Consider the following 17,409-nt stretch of genomic DNA (forward strand, 5'->3'; position numbering starts at 1 on the left):
CTTGAAACAATTTACTCAGTCTGACCACACGCTTGAGCGGTTTTTCTTCCTGCATGCCCTACAAGTTTGTTAACATAGCCAACGGCAATTAAAGATGGGTGTTGAGTTATTACTGTGGTAGAACTTAAGGTACAAATTGATAGCGAAGCGCAAACGGCAGCGTTCGCGGCAAAACTGGCGGCGCAATTGCACGGTGGTTTAGTTCTGTTTCTGCAAGGGCCTTTAGGCGCGGGCAAAACCACTTTTTCTCGAGGTTTAATTCAAAGCTTAGGCCACTCAGGTAAAGTAAAAAGCCCAACTTATACCTTAGTTGAACCCTATGATTTGGCAGGCCTACAAGTTTATCATTTTGATTTGTATCGGTTACATGATGCAGAAGAACTGGAATTTATGGGGATCAGAGATTATTTTAATGCTGATAGCCTATGTTTAATTGAATGGCCTGAACGTGGTTTTGGCTGTTTGCCTGAACCTGATTTAACGCTGGCTTTTTCGCTGGATGCCACTTCGCGTCATTTGGTTATCACGGCGCATAACGCACATGTTCAAACTTTATTGACAGCATTGACGGATAATGAAAAAAACTAACGCGCTGCTTGCTCATCTCATCTTGTATTGTCTGTTACTGCAAAGTGCGGTGGCGTTTGCCAGTAATCAGGTGCAGAATATTCGTATTTGGCCCTCGCCAGACAATACCCGCGTGGTATTTGATTTGGCTGCTGCCCCAGAATATAAATATTTCACCTTAGAAAACCCAGAACGCTTAGTTATTGACTTAAGTCGCGTCACGGGCGCGACCACACTGCCAGCGATTAGCGGTGAAGCCCCGCTGATCCGAGATATTCGCAGCAGTGGCACTAAAAACACCATGCGCATTGTGCTCGATTTAAGCAGCGCAGTTAAACCAACAATTTTTGCACTGACCCCGACACCGCCTTATGGCCATCGTTTGGTGGTGGATTTACCCGATAGTAAAGCCAGTAGCAGCAGTGCCAGTAGCGCGCCGGTTGAGACTCGCCCTGTGACGAACAGCAGCGCAAACACCGCCAGCAGTCGCCAGGCAATTCCTGCGACGGTGCGTGCCGCTCGCGATATCATCATTGCTATCGATGCCGGACACGGTGGTGAAGACCCCGGTTCCATTGGCCCCAGCGGCATTTATGAAAAAAACTTAACCCTGCCTATTGCCAAGCAATTACTGGAAACCATTAACCGTGAGCCCGGTATGAAAGCCACCATGGTGCGTACCGGTGATTACTATGTGCATGTGAATAGCCGCACTGATATTGCGCGGCGTATGCAAGCAGATTTGTTAGTATCCATTCACGCGGACGCCTTTACTTCACCTCAGCCTAAAGGGGCTTCAGTATGGGTGTTATCGTTACGTCGAGCGACCTCAGAGGTCGGTCGTATGCTAGAGCAAACGGAGCGACACGGTGAGTTGTTAGGCGGTGTTGCGGAAGTGATTAAAGACTCGGCCAATGAGCGCTATTTAGCACAAACGGTACTCGATTTATCAATGAATCATTCGATGGTAACGGCACATCAAGTGGCAAACCAGGTTTTGTCTGAATTGGGCAAAGTGACGACTCTCCACAAAAAAGAGCCGCAAGCTGCTAGCTTAGGCGTGTTGCGCGCGCCAGATATTCCGTCCATTTTAGTTGAAGTCGGTTTTATTTCTAACCCGCAAGAAGAGCGTTTATTGCGCAGTAGTTCGCATCAGCAAAAATTAGTGCAGTCATTATTTAATGGTTTGCGCCGTCACTTTGAGTTGTCGCCTCCAGCCGATTCGTTATTTGCGCAGCGTCGTTCGAAAGAGCACCGCGTGCAAGCAGGGGAGTCTTTATCGTTATTAGCACAGCGTTATAATGTGTCACTAGACGAGTTACGCCGCCATAACGAACTGCGTAACGACAGTATTCGCATTGGTCAGGTGTTGCGGATCCCCTAATATGCCCATTCAATTATTACCCGCGCAATTAGCTAACCAAATTGCGGCTGGTGAGGTGGTGGAGCGCCCCGCCTCCGTCGTAAAAGAATTGGTTGAAAACAGTTTGGATGCGCAAGCTACTCAAATTGATATTGAATTAGAAAAGGGTGGCAGCAAGCTGATCCGGATCCGCGATAATGGTGTGGGCATCGCTGAAGGGGAATTAGTGTTGGCGCTAAGTCGGCATGCCACCAGTAAAATTAGCAGCTTAGCGGATCTGGAACAGATTGAGAGTTTAGGCTTTCGCGGTGAAGCGCTAGCCAGTATCAGTTCAGTGGCGCGTTTAACCCTCACATCAAAACCGGCGCAGCAAGCCGCTGCTTGGCAAGCCAGTGCTGAAGGCCGCGATATGGCAGTAGAATTGCGACCTGCCGCCCATCCCGATGGTACGAGCATCGACGTGGTTGATTTATTTTTTAACACCCCAGCTCGTCGGCGTTTTTTAAGAAGCGATAAAACCGAATTTACGCATATTGATGAGTTAATCAAACGCTTAGCCTTAAGTCGTTTTGATGTGGCATGGCAACTGAGCCATAACGGCCAAGTGGTGCGTCGTTTACCGGTTGCTGATACGGCTGCGGCCAAGCAAAAACGCTTAGCGCTGATCTGTGGTCGTAACTTTGCTGAGCAAGCACTGTGGATTGAAAATCAATATGGTGAGATCAAACTCAGTGGTTGGATTTTACCGGCGATGGCCTGCCAAGCGGTCAGTAGCGGCCAATACAGTTATGTGAATGGTCGTATGATGCGCGATAAATTGTTAAATCATGCGATCCGACAAGCCTACGGTGACTGGTTAGCCGCTGAACTACAACCGGCTTTTGTACTTTATCTAGAGCTGCCGGCTAACGACGTGGATGTCAATGTGCACCCCGCTAAACACGAAGTCCGTTTTCATCAAGCACGTTTGGTGCATGATTTTGTGGTGAGTGCTTTAGCCGATGCCTTAACGCAAGGGCAAGACAGCGAGCCTAAATCTGCTTTAGCGGCTGAATCACCTAGCATGACTACTTCGCAAACGCAGGTCGCATCGCCGCAGCCAAACTCAGCAGCGGCACAAGCAGCTTATGCCACGCGACATGCTGCGACGGGATATACGAAAGCGCCGTTATATCAGCCGCAACAAGGCCGTGTTACGGCGCGTGCTGTTCACGACAGCGTAGCTGCTAAACCTGCTGTGGCTTCAGTGCAAGCGCAAATCAATTATCAGGCAGCAACGTTGCAAGCCGCGACTGAGCAAGTTGCCAGCCCTACACCGCATTACTTTTTGTTAGAGAATCGGTTTGCACTTTGTCAGGAGGCTGAGCAATTATTTATGGTTGATTTGCCCGCCAGTATTGCTATTCAGTGGCAGTTAAAGGTACAAAGTGCCCCATTATTATTACCGGTGCGCTTAACCGTGGCGTCGGCTGAATTTGAACCCTTGCTCGCGGCGGCTGACAACTTGTCGGCTTTAGGTTTCGATTTACTGTTAAAAGATCGCACGGTGATTATTCGCGCAGTGCCCATTTGGCTAAGACACACGGCAATAGGCCAATGGTTCGGTGAGTTTTTGTCTACACTAATTACTGTGCAAACTGACGGCTTAGCCGAAGGATTACTCGATGTGTTGTTGCGCCAAGGCTTTTTACAAGCCGATTTATTGTTAGGTGTGTATCCTGCAGCACTGAGCAAAGCGCAACGCCGGGCGCTGGCGCTCAGTTTTGATGCGGCAACGCTGCAAATACGGAAGGCTAACGATGCCCACTGATTTACCGGTGATTTGTTTAATGGGCCCCACAGCGTCGGGCAAAACCGCTTTAGCTATCGCTTTAAAGCAACAGCTGGTTAACGCAGAGCTGATTAGCGTAGACAGCGCTTTAGTCTATCGCGGCATGGATATTGGCACGGCTAAGCCCACCGCTGCAGAGTTGGCGCAAGCCCCACATTTTTTGTTAGATATTCGCGATCCGGCAGAAAGTTATTCTGCAGCCGATTTTCGTGCTGATGCGTTACAGTTGATTGCGCAGATCCAGCAGCGTGGCAATGTGCCGATTTTAGTCGGCGGTACAATGTTGTATTTTAAAGCCTTACTCCAAGGGATTTCCGAGCTACCCGCTGCGGACAAGGCCATTCGTGCTAAACTGGAAGCCGAAGCGGCCGAGCATGGCTGGGCTTATTTGCATCAACAGCTCGCAGCCGTGGATCCTGAAGCCGCACAACGGATCCATCCGAATGATCCACAGCGGATTAATCGTGCTTTAGAAGTTTATCGCTTAACCGGGCGCAGCTTAACGGAATTAACTGCAGAAAAACCTGAACCTTTTCCGTATAAAGTGCACCAATTTGCCATTGCGCCAACCGATCGTGCGTTATTACATCAACGTATAGCATTACGCTTCGAGCAAATGTTAGCGCAAGGTTTTGAGCAAGAAGTGCGTGCGTTAACACAGCGCAAAGATTTACACGCTGATTTACCATCAATAAGATGTGTTGGTTATCGGCAAATGTGGGATTATATCGCTGGAAAGCTTACTTATCAGGAGATGGAAGCTCAAGGCATTGCTGCAACGCGGCAATTAGCGAAGCGCCAATTAACTTGGCTGCGCAGTTGGCCTGAATTACATTGGTTAAAAAGTGAAGTGAAACTTGAGGAAAACTTGCAAGCTGTCATTTCTTCGCTAAGCTAACAGAGGCAGCAAATATTTCAGGTTTAACAACTTGAAATAAAAATAATAATACCAATATAAAGCCTAATTAATAAAAAAGGAAAGCGCGACATGGCAAAGGGGCAATCTTTACAAGACCCATTTTTGAACACCTTAAGACGGGAACGTATTCCTGTATCAATTTATTTGGTGAATGGGATTAAATTACAGGGTCAGGTTGAATCATTTGACCAATTCGTCATTTTGCTGAAAAACACGGTAAGTCAGATGGTGTATAAACACGCTATTTCTACCGTTGTACCTGCTCGTGCGGTTAACACTATGGTTGCTCACGGTAGCCAAGGTGATGACGACGAGGAAACGGAATAATTAGCGGAGTAGCAGCGCTTGTTTGAACTCTCTGAGCTTGCAGAACAAGCCGTATTAGTGCACGTTAATTTTCCGCAGGAAGCGTCAACCGAAGATTTGCAAGAATTGCAGATGTTGGTGTCGTCTGCGGGCGTTGCCACCTTGCAAATCCTCTCAAGCAATCGGCCTGCGCCAGATGCAAAGTTTTTTATTGGCACCGGCAAAGCAGATGAATTGGCTGCGCTGGTAGAAGAACTCGCGGCCACTGTGGTGATTTTTAATCACGAGCTGTCGCCTGGCCAAACTCGCAACCTAGAAAGACATTGTCAGGTTCGGGTAATTGATCGCACCAGCTTGATCCTCGATATTTTTGCGCAGCGGGCTCGCACTTACGAAGGTAAGCTGCAAGTCGAACTGGCCCAGTTACAGCATCTTGCCTCGCGTCTGATCCGTGGTTTTGACAACGAACGGCAAAAGGGGGGTATTGGTTTACGCGGGCCGGGTGAAACGCAGCTTGAAAGCGATCGACGCTTATTGCGTGAGCGGGTTAAAGCGTTAAAACAGCGTTTGCAAAAAATGTCTCGGCAGCGGGAGCAAGGGCGGCGTGCTAGACAACGTTCTGAACAACCTGTGCTGTCGATTGTAGGTTACACCAATGCCGGTAAGTCGACGCTGTTTAATCGGCTAACCAGTGCCAGTGTGTATGCTGCTGATCAACTTTTTGCGACACTGGATCCTACCTTACGTAAAATTAACTTGCCGAATTTTGGTGAAGCGATTCTGGCTGACACAGTAGGATTTATCCGCCATTTACCGCATGATCTGGTAGCTGCGTTTAAATCAACCTTACAAGAAACACGGGATGCCGATATTCAATTGCACGTGATTGATGCGGCAGACGCTCGGCGCGACGAAAATATGCGTCAGGTTCAATTGGTGTTGCAAGAAATTGACGCAGCAGATGTGCCACAGTTATTGGTTTTCAACAAAATTGACCAATTAGGCCAGCAGCCCCGTATAGAATACAACGATGACGGTTTACCGGTTGCCGTTTATCTATCGGCATTAGCCGGCGTGGGGCTCGACTTACTTGAGCAAGCTTTAGCGATGTTATTGTCGCAACAACATTTGCAATTAACCTTATTATTACCGCCAGAGGCGGGTAATTGGCGAGCACGGCTTTATCAACTGCAAGCTGTGTTAGAGGAAACCTTTTTGAGTGATGGCCGTTGCCAGTTAAAAATTCAGCTGTCGGCAGCACAGTGGGCTCGTTTGTTAAAACAAAGTGAGCAGCAACTCGAAAACTATATCGTCAGCTAGACACTTTTTTGATACATTAACCCTTAATGACAACTTACGGTAATGGAGTTAAGCATGGCTTGGAACGAGCCGGGCAATAACGGCAAGAATAACGACCCTTGGAAGCAAGGTGGTCGTGATCAAGGCCCGCCCGATTTAGATGAAGTATTCCGCAATTTAGGTAAAAAACTAGGCGGAGTTTTTGGTGGTAAAGGCGGTGGCTCTGGCAACGCAGGTAGCGGTGGCAGCTCTATCTTGATGATAGTGGTGTTAATTGTTGCGATTGCGGTTTGGGCTTTAAGTGGTTTTTACACCATTAAAGATGCAGAACGTGGTGTGATTTTACGCTTCGGCCAATATCATGAAGAAGTGGGTGCGGGTATTCACTGGAAACCTACTTTTATTGATACTGTAACACCAGTGAACACTCAAGAAGTACGTTCATTACGTGCAGATGGCTTTATGTTAACGCAAGACCAAAATTTGGTTCGAGTGACCTTTGAAGTGCAATATCGTATCTTCAATGCTCGCCAATACTTGTTTTCTGTGGTTGATGCCGACAGTAGTTTGCGCGAGGCCACCGATGCGGCGCTACGTTTTGTTATCGGTCATTCTATTATGGATGATGTGTTAACACGTGGTCGTGAAGTAGTTCGACAAGATACGCGGATCGAGTTAGAAAGCATCATCAACCCTTACAACATGGGTTTGACCTTAGTAGATGTTAACTTCCGCGATGCAAGACCGCCAGAAGAAGTGCGTGACGCCTTCGATGACGCAATTAAAGCGCAAGAAGATCAAGAACGTTTTGTGCAAGAAGCAACCGCTTATGCTCGTGAGATTGAACCGCGTGCTCGTGGTCAGGTCAATCGGGTGATGCAAGAAGCTGAAGCATACAAGCAACAAATCGTGTTACGGGCTCAAGGTGAAGTGTCACGCTTTGAACAATTACTGCCTCAGTATCTCGCTGCACCTAAGGTTACACGTGATCGGATGTATTTAGAGACCATGGAATACGTGTACTCGAATACCTCTAAAATTTTGGTTGATGTTAAAAACAGCAACAACCTGATGTATCTGCCGCTAGATAAGTTGATAAATCAAGGTGCAGCTGCAACGCAAGGTAAAGCCGTGACGCCATTACCTGCGCGCAATAGCCAAGATGTGTCGACCGCGCCAGTGTTCCCTGAAACCAGTCGCGCTAGTTCGCCTCGAACCGGAAGTGGGAGATAAGCGCCAATGAAGAATTTTATTATTGCTATTGCCGTCGTGCTTGGTATCGTTGCCACTTCAGCGCTGTTTGTCGTGCCTGAAGGTGAGCGTGCGATCGTGATTCAATTCGGTAAGATCCAACGTGATGCTGAAAACCAGGTGCGCGTTTATGAACCGGGTTTACAGTTCAAAATTCCTTTTATTCAAGTGGTGCGGTTGTTAGATTCGCGTATCCAAACCTTGGATGATCAGGCTGACCGTTTTGTTACCGCAGAGAAAAAAGACTTATTAGTTGATAGCTATGTGAAATGGCGTATCAAAGATTTTGGTGCTTATTTCTTATCTACGGGTGGCATAAAGTCTCAAGCTGAAGTGTTGTTAAAACAGTACATCAATAACGGCTTACGTACTGAGTTCGGTGCCAGAACGATCCAAGAGATCGTTTCAGGTGAACGTACCCAGTTAATGCAAAGTGCACTATCACAAGCCGCGCAAGCAGCAAATGAATTAGGCATTGAAGTCATCGATGTGCGAGTTAAGCAAATTAACTTACCCACTGAAATCAGCGATTCGATCTTTGCGCGAATGCGCGCTGAGCGTAAAGCGGTAGCCGATGAGCACCGTGCTCGTGGTCGTGAGCAAGCTGAAATCATTCGTGCTGATGTCGATGCGCGTGTCACGGTTATGATCGCGGATGCAGAACGTAATTCTCGTTCAGTGCGAGGTGAAGGCGATGCAGTCGCAGCGAAGGTCTATGCAGATATGTACAACAAGAATGCCGAGTTCTATTCTTTTGTACGTAGTTTAGAGGCTTATCGGAATAGCTTTAATTCGAAGAGCGATATCCTGGTTGTGCAACCAGATAACGAGTTCTTCAAATACATGCGTACTGAAGAGCCGCAAAACTAATGGCTTTGCTACTTTAGCCACACATATTGCGTAACATTTAAAGGCCCGAAAGGGCCTTTTGTTCAACTAAAGCGGCAGCGCGTTTAAACACGTTAGGGGTCAATTATGTATCAACAGTTTTTTTCGCGTTTTTTACAAGCGAACCAAGGTACTCAACATTTTGCCTGTCATTCACATCATTACTGGCCTGATGTGACCCGCGCTGCAACCCTCGCTTATTGGGATGACAGTGCCCGCTTAGTTGACCAAAAATGGCATTACATTTTTGGTACCAAGATCCCGCATACCCAGCAATTAATTGCCGATGTACTGAATTTACCCTTGCCCGAACAACTAGTGTTTGCACCTAACACCCATGAATTAGTGATGCGTTTACTCAGTTGTTTCGATTGGCAAAAACCCTTAAAAATTCTGACTACTGACAGCGAGTTTTATAGCTTTCAACGGCAAGTTAAACGTTTAGCCGAGTGGGAGAGTGTTGAAGTCGAGGTGATTGCCACTGAACCTTTTGCCAGCTTTGAGCAGCGCTTTATTGAGGCGGCCGCAAAAGGTGGCCACGATATGGTGTTTTGCAGTCAGGTCTTCTTTAATTCAGGTTATGCGATTGCTGATTTGAGCCACTTTGTAAAGCAATTGGCTGCCGTTACTGAGGCGATGATTGCAATTGATGGTTATCACGGCTTTATGGCTTTGCCGACAGACTTATCTACGATTGCTGAGCGGATTTTTTATATTTCAGGCAGTTATAAATATGCGCAAGGTGGTGAGGGGTGCTGTTTTATGGCAGTGCCTGCGGGCAGTGAACAACGACCGCTTTATACCGGTTGGTTTGCCGAGTTTGGCACCTTAGCCGCCGCCAAATCGGCGTTGGTGTTATACAGTGAAGATGGTTATCGCTTTGCCGGTGCCACGATGGACTTTACGGCCTTGTACCGATTAGAAGCGGCGCTACTGCTTTATAAGCAGCAAGGTATTACGGTAGGACGCATGCATCGTTATGTGCAGCAATTACAGCAGGGCTTCTTACAGTTGCTAGATCAGTTACAGCATCCGCTATTAAACCGTGAGCACTTGCTTATGCACAATCAGGCGCATCATGGCCACTTTTTTACATTTCGATTAGGCAGCAGTAGTCAGGTAGCAGAGCTGGCAGGTTTGCTAAAACAGCACAAAATTGAAACAGATTTTCGTGGGGATCGGCTACGTTTTGGTTTTGCCTTGTATCAAAATCTCGAGCAGTTTGATTTGTCATGCCTTAAAGCACTGTAAATAAACAAGTTATTTAGGCCAAATAAAAATTTGGCCTTTTTTCGTCTGGACGGCTGAAACTTGTCAGTCAATTTGCTAAAATCCACGCCTAATTTTTTGTGTGATGTGGGAACCATGGCCAAAAACGTCGTTGTGCTCGGCACTCAATGGGGTGACGAAGGTAAAGGTAAGATTGTTGATTTATTAACCGATAAAGCCAGTTATGTGGTGCGTTATCAGGGCGGCCACAATGCCGGTCATACCTTGGTGATAGACGGTGAAAAAACTGTATTACATCTTATCCCGTCAGGTATTTTACGTAGTAACGTAAAATGTGTCATTGGTAATGGTGTGGTGTTATCGCCAGAAGCCTTTTTAAAAGAGATGACCATGCTAGAGCAGCGTGGTGTTCCGGTTAAAGAGCGCTTGTTAATCAGTGAAGCTTGTCCTCTTATTCTGCCATTTCATGTTGCCTTAGATGTGGCGCGCGAAGTTGCGCGTGGCGATAAACCTATCGGTACTACAGGTCGCGGTATTGGCCCAGCTTACGAAGATAAAGTTGCCCGTCGCGGTTTACGAGTCGGTGACTTGTTCAATCCTACTTTGTTTGCTGAAAAGCTGAAAACAGTGATGGATCTGCATAACTTTACGCTGACCGAATATTACAAAGTTGATGCGGTTGATTATCAAACCACCTTAGATAACGCCTTAGCCATGGCTGATTTATTAAAATCGCTGGTTGTTGATGTGACTGAGTTATTAGATCAAGCGCGCAAAAATGGTGATGAGATCATGTTTGAAGGTGCTCAAGGCACTTTATTAGATATTGATCACGGTACTTATCCCTATGTCACTTCCTCTAATACTACGGCGGGCGGTGTTGCTACGGGTTGTGGTTTTGGCCCACGTTACTTAGATTATGTTCTGGGTATTGTGAAAGCTTACACGACACGTGTGGGTTCAGGTCCGTTCCCAACCGAGTTAGATTGTGCCATCGGCGAACACCTTGGTGTTAAAGGCCACGAGTTTGGTGCGACTACAGGTCGTAAACGTCGTTGTGGTTGGTTTGATGCCGTTGCTGTGCGCCGTGCAGTTCAGTTAAACAGTATTTCAGGTTTCTGTTTAACCAAGCTGGATGTGATGGATGGCCTTGAAACCGTGAAAATCTGTGTCGGCTATCGCCAACCCGATGGTTCAGTGTTACAAACACCTCCTTATGCTGCTGAAGGTTATGAGCAGGTAACGCCGGTATTAGAAGAAATGCCTGGCTGGTCAGAAAGCACCTTTGGTGTACAGCAGTTATCGGCATTACCGCAAGCTGCCCGTAACTACATTGCGCGCTTAGAAGAGTTGACCGGTGTGCCAATTGATATTATTTCAACGGGTCCGGATCGCGTGCAAACTATCGTACTGAAGCATCCCTTCAATTAAACCTTGGTTTTGCATTGAAGAACGCTACCTTAGAGTAGCGTTTTTTTTGCTCGCCGCTCAGCCCCTGTCGCTTTGACATGGCATTTTTTGCGATGTACTAGGCTGCATAGGGTGGTGATTTTATGAGCTGGTCTAATTTTTGCTTAATAATTAGCATTTAGGCATTTTTGCCGCCTCTATTACGGTTAATTGACACTATGCATAAGTTATTGATTGGAACACTGTTGGTGGGCTTATTACTGAGCACCACGGCTCAAGCACAAGAGTTGCAAGCAGTCGAATTGTATTCACAAGATGAGTTATTAACGCTGATAAAGCGTAATGCGCATTTACAACGGGTGAAAGCCGATGATTGCCAGCTCGTGCGCGATATTGAAGCCCGCGCCGATATTATGAAATTGCCATCTTACCAGTTTTTATTTGGTGACATGTTAGCCTACGGCGTTTGTGTGCCGCGCGATGTAGAGCGGGGCTGGGATTTTATGTTACAAGCTGCGGCACAAGGCTTACCAGAAGGTTTAGAGCAAATTGGCCGTTATTATCATATTGGCCGCTTTGTGCAAAAAGACCTAAACAAAGCGATTATTTATTTGCGCGAAGCCGCTGCGGTGGGCAATCTTAATGCCAAGATCCGTTTAGCTGAAATCTTGGTCGCAGGGCAGGGTAGCCCTACCGATTTTGAGCAGAGTTATCGCTGGTTACATCATGCTATTACCGCAGATCCTGCGGTTCATGCTAAACTAACTAAGTTAAAGCAACGTCTGGCAGAAAAAATGCCTGCCAGAGTGGTTGCGAATGCCGAACGGCCTGTCAAATGAAATTCATCCTATTTTCTTGCCAAGCTGTTACACTGAATAGTATTAAAAGGAAAACTAAGTTTAATTAATGACGGTAAATGATCCGCATCTTGCGCGTGAGCAAGAAAAATACGAGAACCCTATCCCCAGCCGTGAATTTATTCTCGAGCATATTGAGAAACGGCAACAACCTGCCTACTTTGAAGAACTCGTCTCTGAATTAGCCTTAACGGATGATGATGCCATTTTTGCCCTGAAAAAGCGTTTACGGGCGATGGAGCGTGATGGTCAATTGTTGTTCACTAAGAGCAAGCGTTATGGCTTGGTTGAACACATGGATTTGGTCAAAGGCACGGTGATTGGTCACCGTGACGGTTTTGGTTTTATCAAATTAGAACAAGGCGGCCCTGATTGGTATCTGCCTTTTCATGAAATGCAGCGGGTGATCCCCGGTGACTTGGTGTTGGCGACGGCCACCACCATCAAAAGCAAAGATAAAGTGGAAGCGCGCGTGGTACGTGTGCTTGAGCCCCGCAGCGAGCCCATTGTTGGCCGCTATTACAAAGATTCTGCCATCTGTGTGGTGGTACCCGATGATGCAAGGATCTGTCAGGATATCATTATTCCTGATGGCCAGCAGGGCGCGGCACGACATGGCCAAGTTGTCTTGGTTGAAATTAGCCAGCGGCCCTCGAAACGGGTTAGTGCAACGGGTCGCGTAATTGAAGTACTGGGCGAGCATATGGCGCCGGGTATGGAAATCGAAGTCGCTATTCGTAATCATCAAATTCCGCATGTTTTCTCTGACGCAGTATTAGCCCAAGTGGCGGAATATGGCGAAGAAGTGCCTGCTGCCGCTAAGCAAGGGCGTGTTGATTTAACGGCACTGCCTTTGGTGACGATTGATGGTGAAGATGCTCGTGATTTTGATGACGCGGTTTATGCCAAAGCCAAAGATAATGGCGGCTGGACGCTTTGGGTTGCCATTGCCGATGTCAGTGCCTATGTGAAATTTGGTACCGCACTTGATCACAGTGCCTTAGAGCGTGGTAACTCGGTGTATTTCCCTGACCATGTGGTGCCGATGTTACCAGAAGCACTTTCAAATGGTTTGTGTTCACTGAACCCGCATACTGATCGACTGTGCTTAGTCTGTGAAATGCAAATTAGCAGTCAAGGTAAATTGGAAAGCTACCAATTTTATGAAGCGGTCATGCATTCAGCGGCGCGGTTTACTTATAACAAAGTACACGCCATTTTACAGGGCGATGCCAAGTTAAGGCAGGAATATGCTGAGCAACTGACCAATTTAGAAACGCTGTACAGCTTGTATAAAAAGCTTGCTAAAGTTCGTGCACAGCGAGGTGCTATTGAATTCGAAACGGTTGAAACGCGCTTTATCTTTAATAGCCATCGCAAGATTGAACAGATTGTGCCGGTGCATCGTAACGAAGCGCACAAGATTATTGAAGAATGTATGATCATGGCGAACGTGGCGTCTGCCCGCTTTATTGAAAAGCATGAAGCGCATGCGTTATTCCGCGTACATGAACGCCCCGATAGTGATCGTTTTGCTAATTTCCGGCGCTTTTTAGCCGAATTGGGTATCGAAGCCAATTTATCAGCTGAACCCACGCCATTAGAGTTAACCACCACCTTAGCCGCGTTAGCTGATCGTCCCGATCGCGAGTTGATCGAAATGACGATGCTGCGTTCGATGAAGCAAGCTGTTTATCAAGGGGATAACCAAGGTCACTTTGGGTTAGCGCTGGAAGCGTATGCGCACTTCACTTCACCGATACGCCGTTACCCGGATCTGGTATTGCATCGCGCCATTAAGGCGTTATTAGCGAAACAGCAACAACCTGTGACGGGGCCAAAAGCCTACACTGAGAAAGAAATTGCGCCCTTAGGTGAGCAATGCTCGATGACAGAACGCCGTGCGGATGATGCAACGCGTGAAGTCGCCGATTGGCTTAAGTGTGAATACATGCAAGATCACTTAGGCAGTGAGTTTGCCGGTGTGGTATCAACGGTCACTAACTTTGGTTTATTTGTGCGCTTAAGCGATTTGTATATCGAAGGTTTGGTGCATGTTACGTCGTTAAACAACGATTACTATCGGTTTGATGCAGAGCGCCAAGTCTTAACCGGTGAACACTCTGGTGTCAGTTATCGTATGGGCGATCTGGTGCAAGTGAAAGTGGTTGCCGTTAACCTTGAAGCGCGAAAAATTGATTTAGCCATGGTGGGCGTTGAGCATACGAAGGTGTCAGGTCGTAAAGTGAAAGCCAGCCGTAATGCTGCCTTTGAAGCGAAAATGCAAAACACCGGTAGCAAAGCGAAAAAGCCTAAAGCGGCGGCCGCGAAAAAAACCGTAAAAGCCAAAGCCACGGCGGCGAAAAAGCCACGGCGTGCCAAAAAGAAATAAAGGCCGTAAGGCTAGATGAGTGACGATAAACATGAGTAATGATGTTGTATTTGGTTTTCACGCGGTTAGCGCGATATTAGAACGTTCGCCAGCCGATGTATTAGAAATTTTCGCGTTAAAAGATCGCGAAGACAAAAGAATGCAACCGTTGTTGCAACAAGCGCGGCAAGCAGGCATTTCTATCCAGTTCTGCAATCGCCGCACTTTAGATGATATGACGGGTGGTCAGCATCAAGGTATTGTGGCTAAAGCGCGTTTAAGCAGTGGTGGCAATGAAGCTGATCTGGCCGCCTTGTTAGAGAGCCAAACTAAACCGTTTTTATTAGTGTTAGACGGTGTCACCGATCCACACAATTTAGGCGCTATTTTGCGCAGTGCTGATGCCGCAGGTGTGCATGCGGTGATTGCGCCTAAAGATCGCTCTGTTAAGCTCACCTCAGTGGTGCGAAAAGTGGCCTGCGGCGCCGCTGAAAGCGTGCCTTTTATTACTGTGACTAACTTAGCGCGTACCTTACGTCAACTGCAAGAAGCTGGGGTATGGGTGGTGGGTACGGCTGGCGAAACAGAAACCTTAGTCTATCAAGCTGATTTGCAAGGGCCATTAGCCTTAGTTTTAGGCGCTGAGGGTGAGGGACTGCGCCGTTTAACGCGGGAAACCTGTGATGTATTGGTAAAAATTCCGATGTTTGGCAGTGTTTCTAGCTTAAATGTTTCGGTTGCGACGGGTATTTGTTTATTTGAAGCGGTACGTCAACGTGCTCAATAACCGGGCTTAGCCGATCCTAGCGCCCTCACTTAGCGTAAACACACTTGATAACGCTAAATAGCCATGTTAAGTTTTGGTAAATTTATCTTTGCCGGTTTTATGGTGCTAAATCGAGGGTTCGTTTATGGATCGCAAAATTATTGCAACAGCTATACTGATGTCTTGCGCTGCTTTAAGTTTAACGGCTTGTGGCGGCGGAGGCGGTGGTAGTTCAACTCCTACCAGCGGTGGCGGTTCTGGCTCAGGCGGCGGCAGCGGTGTTACCCCACCCACGTGGATCGCGGGTCAATATCCTGCTGAAAGCACCTTAAAAAACTATTGCCAGACACCTCGAAGCGGTATTGATCCGTTCAGTAACGAAGCCTATCCCGATCGCGCGGGTAGCAGCATGCATGAAAAAATGTGGCTGCGTTCTTGGACCAATAACAGTTATTTATGGTATCGAGAAGTCGCGGATCGTGATCCTGCGCCTTTTTCGGTCGCTAACTATTTCGACTTGCTCAGAACCGAGCAATTGACCGATTCGGGATCCCCTAAAGACAATTTTCATTTCACCGAAGTCACCGCTGAATATCAACAACAAACCCAAGCGGGCGTGACCGCAGGTTACGGTATTAAATGGTCTTTTGGCCGAAATAGCCCACCTCGCTCTATCACCATTGCTTATACCGAGCCCAATTCTCCGGCGCGAAACGCCGGCTTAGCGCGCGGTGATCAATTGGTCAGTATCAATGGTGTTGACTTTGTGAATGATAATTCTGAAGCCGGGGTCGATTTACTCAACCGCGCGCTTTTTCCATCAGAAACGGGTTTAACCTTTAACTTTGTGTTTACTGCGGTCGATGGCACTCGTAAAACGGTCAGCATGAGCTCGGCGAATGTCAGTACTTCGGCGGTACAAAATGTGGCGGTACTAGACACACCAACCGGTAAAGTGGGTTATATGCAGTTTAATACGCATATCGCACCTGCTCAGTCGCAGTTGATCAGTGCGGTACAGCAATTTGCTAGTGCTAACGTCAAAGATTTGGTCATTGACCTACGCTACAACGGCGGTGGTTTGTTAGCTTTAGCTTCACAGCTTGGCTATATGGTCACGGGGCCTGCGATTATTCAAAACCAGTTTTTTGAACGAACTATCTTTAATGATAAGTATCCCAATACGAATCCGATCACGGGGGCGAGCTTAGCGCCAATCCCGTTTTATTCTAAAGTAATCGATTACGAAGGTAATCGACTGACTAACACCGACTTGCCTTCTTTAAATTTAAGCCGGGTATTTATTTTAAGTACCGGTAACACTTGCTCTGCTAGTGAAGCGCTGATCAACGGTTTGCGGGGCATTAATGTTGAGGTGATCTTGGTCGGTAATAAGACCTGTGGTAAGCCTTACGGTTTTTATCCAACAGATAACTGCGGTACAACCTACTTTACTATTCAGTTTACCGGCGTCAATGCGCAAGGCTTTGGCGAATATGCGGATGGATTCATTCCTAAAAATAACCCAGTGTTTGCGGCCGACGTGAAAGGCTGTGCTTTGAATGATGATTTCAGTAAACCGCTGGGCGATCCCAGTGAACGCTTATTTTCTGCGGCGTTATATTATGCTCAAAATAACAGTTGTCCACCGTTGGCCGTAGGCCAAGCCAGTGCGACAAGCAACGTACAATCGGCTACTGGCGAAGCCTCTTTGAGCGGTGGTATGCCGCTGTTAGATCCTCGCTATCGTGATGTTATCTTGCACAACAAAGTGATTACTGAGCTGGCACCTGCGGAGCAACAACCGTGAAACTCCGGCTGTTAACCGGTACATCTTTAGCGCTAATGTTAAGTGGTTGCCAGTTAAGTCAAGCGGGTGAGCCAGCGGTACTAGAGGCTGTTGATGCTGCTTTGAAACAACAGCTGTCAGCCTTTATTACCGGCATCGTGGGGGGGCACTCAGTGATACTGGCCGATGATGTCTTTATGCAGCAAGCTGAGCTGTATATTAGCCAGCGGATGCCCTTAGATGCCAAGGGTAACCCTTTAGATGGCCGGCATGCACTGCCGGCTTATCGGTTTGTTTTACTGAAGTCAGCACGAGGCTGCCTGATCCAACATCCCGCTTCGGGTAACAGCGCTTTGCTCACTGCGGCACGTTGTAAAGTGCTACCCGTACACACGCTTTAATCGGTTTTGACCTTTGAAATAACCCCGAGCGGCGACTGCGAACGGGGTTTTTCTGAAGTATTTTGGTCATGCTCATATCAGTGCTTGTTATTTATGCGCTAACTCCGTAAAATACGCGACCTTCGGCCATTCAACCCACGTTCCTTGCCTTTATGAGAACC

General features: G+C 47.3%; 15 protein-coding genes. All 15 read left to right on the top strand.

The window, feature by feature from the left end:
• The first annotated feature begins 114 nt into the window (after nt 1-114).
• Nucleotides 115-588, top strand: a complete 474-nt coding sequence (gene tsaE / locus ACUJFL_RS04300; RefSeq protein ID WP_445428587.1) for a tRNA (adenosine(37)-N6)-threonylcarbamoyltransferase complex ATPase subunit type 1 TsaE — start codon at nt 115-117, stop codon at nt 586-588.
• Nucleotides 575-1,951, top strand: coding sequence for an N-acetylmuramoyl-L-alanine amidase (locus ACUJFL_RS04305; protein ID WP_226749507.1), 1,377 nt, complete (start codon nt 575-577; stop codon nt 1,949-1,951). Before tsaE ends, ACUJFL_RS04305 begins: the two co-directional genes overlap by 14 nt.
• Before the next feature lies 1 nt (nt 1,952).
• Nucleotides 1,953-3,740: a DNA mismatch repair endonuclease MutL gene (gene mutL, locus ACUJFL_RS04310; RefSeq protein ID WP_445428588.1), complete on the top strand. Its 1,788-nt coding sequence runs from the start codon at nt 1,953-1,955 to the stop codon at nt 3,738-3,740.
• Nucleotides 3,730-4,659 carry a tRNA (adenosine(37)-N6)-dimethylallyltransferase MiaA gene (gene miaA, locus ACUJFL_RS04315; protein WP_445428589.1) on the top strand — a complete coding sequence of 310 codons (930 nt, stop codon included), beginning with the start codon at nt 3,730-3,732 and terminating at the stop codon, nt 4,657-4,659. The genes mutL and miaA overlap by 11 nt, the downstream gene beginning before the upstream one ends.
• Nucleotides 4,660-4,749: 90 nt before the next feature.
• Nucleotides 4,750-5,007: an RNA chaperone Hfq gene (gene hfq / locus ACUJFL_RS04320; RefSeq protein WP_226749510.1), complete on the top strand. Its 258-nt coding sequence runs from the start codon at nt 4,750-4,752 to the stop codon at nt 5,005-5,007.
• A gap of 18 nt (nt 5,008-5,025) precedes the next feature.
• Nucleotides 5,026-6,306 (top strand): ribosome rescue GTPase HflX, encoded by a 1,281-nt coding sequence (gene hflX, locus ACUJFL_RS04325; RefSeq protein ID WP_226749511.1) that lies wholly within the window; start codon nt 5,026-5,028, stop codon nt 6,304-6,306.
• A gap of 54 nt (nt 6,307-6,360) precedes the next feature.
• On the top strand, nt 6,361-7,518 hold the full coding sequence (hflK, locus tag ACUJFL_RS04330) for an FtsH protease activity modulator HflK (protein ID WP_445428590.1): 1,158 nt from the start codon (nt 6,361-6,363) through the stop codon (nt 7,516-7,518).
• 6 nt (nt 7,519-7,524) lie between these two features.
• The gene (gene hflC / locus ACUJFL_RS04335) at nt 7,525-8,406 is read left to right on the top strand and encodes a protease modulator HflC (protein WP_226749513.1); all 882 of its coding nucleotides are present in this window, start codon (nt 7,525-7,527) and stop codon (nt 8,404-8,406) included.
• Nucleotides 8,407-8,511: 105 nt separating this feature from the next.
• On the top strand, nt 8,512-9,675 hold the full coding sequence (locus tag ACUJFL_RS04340) for an aminotransferase class V-fold PLP-dependent enzyme (RefSeq protein ID WP_445428591.1): 1,164 nt from the start codon (nt 8,512-8,514) through the stop codon (nt 9,673-9,675).
• A gap of 114 nt (nt 9,676-9,789) precedes the next feature.
• Entirely contained in the window at nt 9,790-11,085 is a 1,296-nt protein-coding gene (locus tag ACUJFL_RS04345; protein WP_226749515.1) for an adenylosuccinate synthase, read from the top strand.
• A gap of 197 nt (nt 11,086-11,282) precedes the next feature.
• Nucleotides 11,283-11,903 carry a tetratricopeptide repeat protein gene (locus tag ACUJFL_RS04350; protein WP_445428592.1) on the top strand — a complete coding sequence of 207 codons (621 nt, stop codon included), beginning with the start codon at nt 11,283-11,285 and terminating at the stop codon, nt 11,901-11,903.
• A gap of 67 nt (nt 11,904-11,970) precedes the next feature.
• Nucleotides 11,971-14,313, top strand: a complete 2,343-nt coding sequence (rnr, locus tag ACUJFL_RS04355; protein WP_445428593.1) for a ribonuclease R — start codon at nt 11,971-11,973, stop codon at nt 14,311-14,313.
• A 31-nt stretch (nt 14,314-14,344) separates the two neighbouring features.
• The gene (rlmB, locus tag ACUJFL_RS04360; protein ID WP_229585316.1) at nt 14,345-15,079 is read left to right on the top strand and encodes a 23S rRNA (guanosine(2251)-2'-O)-methyltransferase RlmB; all 735 of its coding nucleotides are present in this window, start codon (nt 14,345-14,347) and stop codon (nt 15,077-15,079) included.
• Between the two features lie 124 nt (nt 15,080-15,203).
• A complete protein-coding gene (locus tag ACUJFL_RS04365; RefSeq protein WP_445428594.1) occupies nt 15,204-16,868 on the top strand; it encodes a S41 family peptidase in 1,665 nt (554 codons plus the stop codon).
• Nucleotides 16,865-17,248, top strand: a complete 384-nt coding sequence (locus tag ACUJFL_RS04370) for a hypothetical protein (RefSeq protein WP_445428595.1) — start codon at nt 16,865-16,867, stop codon at nt 17,246-17,248. Before ACUJFL_RS04365 ends, ACUJFL_RS04370 begins: the two co-directional genes overlap by 4 nt.
• The last annotated feature ends 161 nt before the right edge of the window (nt 17,249-17,409 follow it).

The organism is Alishewanella sp. HL-SH05 (assembly GCF_052655985.1).

What these genes read in the sequence shown, in the direction of transcription:
- hflC (WP_226749513.1), top strand. Translation starts at nt 7,525, where the DNA reads ATGAAGAATTTTATTATTGCTATTGCCGTCGTGCTTGGTATCGTTGCC.
- rnr (WP_445428593.1), top strand. Translation starts at nt 11,971, where the DNA reads ATGACGGTAAATGATCCGCATCTTGCGCGTGAGCAAGAAAAATACGAG.
- mutL (WP_445428588.1), top strand. Translation starts at nt 1,953, where the DNA reads ATGCCCATTCAATTATTACCCGCGCAATTAGCTAACCAAATTGCGGCT.
- miaA (WP_445428589.1), top strand. Translation starts at nt 3,730, where the DNA reads ATGCCCACTGATTTACCGGTGATTTGTTTAATGGGCCCCACAGCGTCG.
- ACUJFL_RS04345 (WP_226749515.1), top strand. Translation starts at nt 9,790, where the DNA reads ATGGCCAAAAACGTCGTTGTGCTCGGCACTCAATGGGGTGACGAAGGT.
- rlmB (WP_229585316.1), top strand. Translation starts at nt 14,345, where the DNA reads ATGAGTAATGATGTTGTATTTGGTTTTCACGCGGTTAGCGCGATATTA.
- hflK (WP_445428590.1), top strand. Translation starts at nt 6,361, where the DNA reads ATGGCTTGGAACGAGCCGGGCAATAACGGCAAGAATAACGACCCTTGG.
- ACUJFL_RS04350 (WP_445428592.1), top strand. Translation starts at nt 11,283, where the DNA reads ATGCATAAGTTATTGATTGGAACACTGTTGGTGGGCTTATTACTGAGC.
- ACUJFL_RS04305 (WP_226749507.1), top strand. Translation starts at nt 575, where the DNA reads ATGAAAAAAACTAACGCGCTGCTTGCTCATCTCATCTTGTATTGTCTG.
- hfq (WP_226749510.1), top strand. Translation starts at nt 4,750, where the DNA reads ATGGCAAAGGGGCAATCTTTACAAGACCCATTTTTGAACACCTTAAGA.
- ACUJFL_RS04365 (WP_445428594.1), top strand. Translation starts at nt 15,204, where the DNA reads ATGGATCGCAAAATTATTGCAACAGCTATACTGATGTCTTGCGCTGCT.
- ACUJFL_RS04340 (WP_445428591.1), top strand. Translation starts at nt 8,512, where the DNA reads ATGTATCAACAGTTTTTTTCGCGTTTTTTACAAGCGAACCAAGGTACT.